6 protein-coding genes are annotated in these 3,417 nt (G+C 59.4%); 1 reads left to right on the plus strand and 5 read right to left on the minus strand.

Features of this window, described 5'->3' with window-relative positions; genetic code table 11:
• From AD944_RS00890 to AD944_RS00905, 5 genes are all read right to left on the minus strand, one after another.
• Nucleotides 1-190 (minus strand): type II toxin-antitoxin system RelE/ParE family toxin (locus AD944_RS00890; RefSeq protein WP_061474659.1); only part of this gene is annotated, 190 nt, incomplete at its 3' end.
• Nucleotides 180-353, minus strand: coding sequence for a hypothetical protein (locus tag AD944_RS16945; RefSeq protein ID WP_019089580.1), 174 nt, complete (start codon nt 351-353; stop codon nt 180-182). The genes AD944_RS00890 and AD944_RS16945, both read right to left, overlap by 11 nt.
• 149 nt (nt 354-502) lie before the next feature.
• Nucleotides 503-1,099, minus strand: coding sequence for a helix-turn-helix domain-containing protein (locus AD944_RS00895; protein ID WP_045543193.1), 597 nt, complete (start codon nt 1,097-1,099; stop codon nt 503-505).
• Between the two features lie 243 nt (nt 1,100-1,342).
• On the minus strand, nt 1,343-1,852 hold the full coding sequence (locus tag AD944_RS00900; RefSeq protein WP_061474661.1) for a cupredoxin domain-containing protein: 510 nt from the start codon (nt 1,850-1,852) through the stop codon (nt 1,343-1,345).
• The gene (locus tag AD944_RS00905; protein WP_373317151.1) at nt 1,845-2,177 is read right to left on the minus strand and encodes a mobilization protein; all 333 of its coding nucleotides are present in this window, start codon (nt 2,175-2,177) and stop codon (nt 1,845-1,847) included. The genes AD944_RS00900 and AD944_RS00905 overlap by 8 nt, the downstream gene beginning before the upstream one ends.
• Before the next feature lie 61 nt (nt 2,178-2,238).
• On the opposite strand from AD944_RS00905, the gene mobQ reads away from it, so the two are divergent.
• Nucleotides 2,239-3,327, plus strand: coding sequence for a MobQ family relaxase (mobQ, locus tag AD944_RS00910; RefSeq protein WP_248845794.1), 1,089 nt, complete (start codon nt 2,239-2,241; stop codon nt 3,325-3,327).
• Nucleotides 3,328-3,417 lie beyond the last annotated feature (90 nt).

Raw genomic sequence — 3,417 nt, forward strand, 5'->3', positions numbered from 1 at the left:
GCTGGGCAACGACCCATTCGCGGGTGCCGTCCAGCCCTATCCGACCGATGCTCGGGAACATTGCCAAGTCTTTTGTCGCATCGATCAGGCGGAGCAAAATTCGCTTAGCTGCGTATGGGTTTCGATCCAACAGGTAGGCTCTGATTGCCTCCGCATCAGAACGGGCCAGCTTCGACCACTCAACCTGCACGGCGTTCCTCGGCGTGTAGAGCGTCGATGGCGGCCTGAACCATAACCAGATCGGATTCCAGCAAGGCGATAGCCTCTGCCGCAGACAGCGACGGTTCTGTGCATTCGCGGGCCGCGCGGATTGCTGCCCGTTTGGCGGCCAGTTCGTCGGATAGGTCGGTCATGATTTGCCTCTTTTTTGCGAGTTGCTTAGGGCTAATCCCGAGCTGACGGGGGCTAATTCCTAATTGTTTAGGACTTAATCCAAGTGCTCTAGGGTTTAATCCTAGGGCTTTTGGATTGGTACCCTGTGCTCTGCTGCCTCGACGGGAACTCATTTGGCTCCGCCTTGCAGAAGCTCAAGCTGTACCGGCGGATGGATTTCTTCAGCCTGTGCCTTACGAGCATCTAGAGAGCCATTCCAGCCGACATGCGGGTTGATGTAATATATTGCCACACCCGGTCCTCTGATCCCCGGCACCTTTTGGCGGGTTCGACGGACGGCACCCATACGCTCGAGAACGCCCATAATTTGGCTGACGTTCTGCGGAGAACAGCCGATTTCTTCGGCCAGTTCATCCCGACGCATCATGATTTCGCCAGTATCCTGTCGCAGTGACAGCAAGGCCAGATCGAAGGCGTGACGTACCTGTTGGGGGCGATCTTCCGGCGGAAGGGCACGGATGGCATCCCACACAAGTTTCGTCTGGTCGCGGCTAATCATGGTGAAACCTCCCGGCCAAAGTCCTTCGGTGTTCGGGCGCGATTGCTTTTGTGCGCTGTAGATGGCCCGTGACAGTAACAGTTTCAGGTCTCCCGGAGCGCCTTCCAGCATTTCCGGAGTGATGAGTTCCAGTTGTTCGGCAATGGTAGCTGCGGCCTGCTGGTCGGCCATCTGCTGCTTGGTGGTCAGTCTGACAATCCGGGACATCTCGCACCCCTGTTGATAACGGGCTAATAGGTTACAGCCCCTGTAACTTCTGGGTTACATATCCTGTAACCTATTACAAGCATTTTTCCGCAGTCGCGCGCGGGTCACAGCGCCCCCTAAGAATAAGAAAGAAATTTAATCTCTCTGTAGGTCTCTCTTTTTCGGTGGAAAACTCCCGTTTTCGACGTGTTTGGCCGGAGGAAATTTGGTCTTCCAAATTGCTCAGGAAGAGGGAGGGGTTGGTCAAGGCATCGCCCACCCGTGGAACTGCCCGTCTGTTCCAGCAACCACACACCAGCGAACGCCCTTCTCTCCCTTCTGGATGGAGAATCCGGGGACGTTGCAAGTCGCCAGAGGTTGGAGGTTGCCGAGGTCATCCAGTTGTTTGGCCATCTTCCCACTGGCGGTATTTGCCCATGACGCGGCGGCATTGGCGGTGAGGGCTTCCTGTCTGCCAGCGACCTGACCAGCGGCCCAACCGTCGTGCCGTCCGACCCAGAACGCTGCCAACCACCCGCCAGAGACCAGCAGAGCCGCGCAGAGGGCCGTCCAGATCATCAGGCGTGGTTTTGATACTGCAAACGCCTCGGACGCTTCTACGGCGGTCCTAGAGGCTTTCTCGGCTGCTTCCGTGATCGTCCGGCATTGCTGCTTCTGTTCCGCGGCCAGCCCGGTAAAGGCGCTCTGTGCGTCCTTCAGGCTGGCTTGTAGATCCGTGAACAGCTTTTTCCCTTCGGCCCGCGCATCACTCATGGCCGCTATTTTCCGGGGCTGGTGGCGGGGTGTAGCCTTCGAACGCCCGCTTGTCGTTCTCCCGGCTGATCCGCTCGATCAACTGACGTAATCCCCGGTTCCAGTTCCCTTCCTTTTTGGCCGCGTCCATCAGGAGGCCACCGAGGATCACCTTGCGGCGTGTATCCAGCTTCCGTTCTTTGGCACTTTCTCGTGCCATGATGGTCTGAATACGAGCCTTTGCCTGCTCGATTTTCTTCTTTTCATCTGCAATGATTTCTTCGTTTGACTTGGCCATGACCTCTCCAACGAACTGATTATCTTTTGGCGACAATAAATCAGCCACTTGTGGTTGTCACCCTGAATGACGTAGGAATGAAGGGCGCACTTATGCAAACTCTGCGAGTTTGCGTGCGGCAGGGGCACAGCCCCTTGCAACCCATTTACGCCAAAGGAAGATCATGGCGATCTATCATCTGTCAGTGAAGGCAGTCAGCCGATCGAAAGGCCAGAGCGCGGTTGCTTCTGCGGCCTATCGTTCGGGAGATGCCCTTACAGATGAACGCGAAGGAAAGACGCACGATTATACCCGGCGCAGGGGTGTCGAAGCGTCCTTTATCGTCGCGCCTTCCGGGTGTGAGTGGGCGCACGACCGGGCCGCTCTGTGGAACGCAGCCGAGGCCACCGAGAAGCGGAAGAACTCGACCGTGGCGCGGGAATACGAACTGGCCCTGCCTGCTGAACTGGACGGGTCGGAGCGCGAGGCGCTGGCCCGGCAGTTCGCGGCGGCTGTGGTGGAACGGTTCGGCGTGGCGGCCGACATAGCCATTCATGCCCCCGGCGGGGAAGGCGACCAGCGGAACCACCATGCCCACATCCTCACCACGACCCGAGTGGTGGAGCCTGACGGGTTGGGGGAGAAGACCCGCGTGCTGGACGCGGCCAAGACCGGCAGCACCGAGATCGAGAGCCTGCGGGAACTGTGGGCCATGCAGTGCAACGAGGCTCTAGAGCGGGCCGGACAGACTGCCCGCGTCGATCACCGGAGCTATGAGCGGCAGGGGGTCGAGGTTGTGCCTGGGGTACATCTCGGACCGCACAGCACGGCGGTCGAACGCAAGGCCGCACACCAGGCCGAGCAGGAAGGCCGGGAGTATGAACCCCGGACCTATCGTGCCAAGGCAAATGCGGATGCCGCCGAGAAGAACGGGATTGCGAAAGCCCTGCGCCAGATCATCGAAAGCGCGGAACAGGCCATCGCCAAGGTGCAGCAGGCAGCGGAAGACCTGATGGACTGGTTTGCCGATCTGGCCGACGAGGTGGGCCGGGACGCTATCGAGCAGAAGGAACGGGCCGAACGAGAGCGACAGAAGGCCGTGGAGGAACGCTTGGCGCAAGAACGGCGCGAAGCGCAGGAGCGGGCCGAAAGAGAGGCCCGCCGGAAACAGGAAGCTGAAGAACGGAACCTTCGGCCTCGGCTTCGACGGGGGCGTTAGGGGCGATTCAGCGGTCTTGGGCGCTGTGCCAAACACGCAGGATTTTAACGAACGTAGGGCTGGGCAACGACCCATTCGCGGGTGCCGTCC

Origin of the sequence: Acetobacter tropicalis (assembly GCF_001580915.1) — a bacterium.
Classification (GTDB): Bacteria; Pseudomonadota; Alphaproteobacteria; order Acetobacterales; family Acetobacteraceae; genus Acetobacter; species Acetobacter tropicalis.